This window comes from Microbacterium sp. 13-71-7 (genome assembly GCF_002257455.1).
Lineage (GTDB): Bacteria > Actinomycetota > Actinomycetes > Actinomycetales > Microbacteriaceae > Microbacterium.
This window is the reverse complement of record NZ_NCKN01000403.1, coordinates 1-1,597: the sequence shown is the minus strand read 5'-3', so window position 1 is coordinate 1,597 and position 1,597 is coordinate 1. Positions and strand designations below refer to the sequence as shown.

General features: G+C 68.4%; 2 protein-coding genes. Both read left to right on the top strand.

Features of this window, described 5'->3' with window-relative positions; all coding sequences use genetic code 11:
• The first annotated feature begins 255 nt into the window (after positions 1 to 255).
• Positions 256 to 651 carry a hypothetical protein gene (locus tag B7X32_RS20780; protein ID WP_292724115.1) on the top strand — a complete coding sequence of 132 codons (396 nt, stop codon included), beginning with the start codon at positions 256 to 258 and terminating at the stop codon, positions 649 to 651.
• Between the two features lie 268 nt (positions 652 to 919).
• Positions 920 to 1,408 carry an FBP domain-containing protein gene (locus B7X32_RS20775; protein WP_292724112.1) on the top strand — a complete coding sequence of 163 codons (489 nt, stop codon included), beginning with the start codon at positions 920 to 922 and terminating at the stop codon, positions 1,406 to 1,408.
• The last annotated feature ends 189 nt before the right edge of the window (positions 1,409 to 1,597 follow it).

Genomic DNA, 1,597 nt, shown 5'->3' with positions numbered 1-1,597 from the left:
TTTCTGCATTCTGCGAAGTGTTTTGATTCAAGGCCGCCCCCAGGGGCGGCCTTTTTTCGTGCGTGCGCGGCCCCGCGACCTCCGCCGCTGCGCGGCGGGATTCGCGTGCCCGCGCCCGGCCGCTCGCGATCACGCGGAGCGGTGAGAGCGTCGCCGAGCTCGAGGTTTGGGCATCGACTCGACGGCGACACCGGGCTACCCTGGGCGTCAGACGGGCCGTTCGCCCGCCATCCCCGGTGGACGAAGGAGCGCACGATGGATTCGATGATGATGGACTCGATGAAGAGCATGGACATGATGCCCGGCATGCAGACGATGGACATGGCTCTCATGCAGGCGTGCATGGACGCGTGTTCGGCGTGCGAGCAGGCGTGCACGGTCTGCTCGACTCAGATGATGGACTGTTCGCCGGCCTGCATGAACTGCGCGGACATGTGCAACACCATGATGCGGTCCATGATGCGCATGCAGGGGATGACGCCGGCCGTGATGATGTCGATGCTGGACGCCTGCATGGCGATGTGCCAGCTCTGCATGGACATGTGCATGAAGCACGAGGCACACAGCGAGGTCTGCCGGATGTGCGCCGCCGCCTGCAAGGCGTGCATGGACGCCTGCATGGCGATGCGCGAGTCGATGATGGCGGCCTGAGCGGCACCTGAGCACGGAGCCGCCCGCACCAGGGTGGCTTAGGATCGAAACATGCTCGTCGTTCGGGGCACCGTTCCGGTGCTGAAGGAGGTCACTGGCGCGCTCCGCGCCGGTGACAGAGGCTGACGCCCCCGCCGGTGGATTCCCCCACCGGCCGGATCATCGCGCCCGCGCGAGAATTCCGCGGGTCCTCCTCCGGCTGCGTTCGGCAGCCGTCTCCTCACGCCTGCATTTCGCAGGCGGTCAGACACCGCACAGAGAGCACGACATGCTTCCCATCGATGAGCGCGCCATCCGCGCCTCCTTCCGCAACACCTCCCGCAAGGAGGCCTCCTCCGCCACCCTGCCGCCCGAGTTCGCCGAGATCGACTTCTCGCTCCTCTCGTTCCTGGGCTGGTCCGACCCGAAGATGCCACGGAGGGCGTACATCGTCGCGCAGCGCGACGATGGCTCTCCTGTCTCGGTGATGCTGCAGCAGGCCGAGCAGCGCACGCTCGCCCGCGCGCAGTGCTCGTGGTGCGAGGACGTCACCCTGCGCAACGACGTGCAGTTCTTCGCCGCGCGCAAGGCCGGCCCCGCGGGACGCAACGGAGACACGCTCGGCGTGCTGATCTGCGCGAACTTCGGCTGCTCGGCGAACGTGCGGCGCCTTCCGGCGCTCGCCTACGAAGGCTTCGATCGAGAGGCGGCGCGGGATCAGCGCATCCTCCGCCTGCAGCAGCACGTGCAGGGTTTCCTGCGCGAGCTCGGCGCGTAGCCGTGAGCGCCCTTCGTCTCCCGTCGCGGAGGCGGAGGGCGCCTTCTTGAACTCAGGCGCGCCGGATCTCAGGCGCGCGCGACGTTGTAGCGCAGGGCGCCGATCGCGAGCACGTCCCAACGCGTGTGCACGGCCACGGGCTGGCCGGGCTCGACCTCGAGGGCGGCGCCTCCGGCGTTCCACAGCGCC

Coding starts and splice junctions, on each gene's coding strand:
- B7X32_RS20775 (WP_292724112.1), top strand. CDS start 920: ATGCTTCCCATCGATGAGCGCGCCATCCGCGCCTCCTTCCGCAACACC.
- B7X32_RS20780 (WP_292724115.1), top strand. CDS start 256: ATGGATTCGATGATGATGGACTCGATGAAGAGCATGGACATGATGCCC.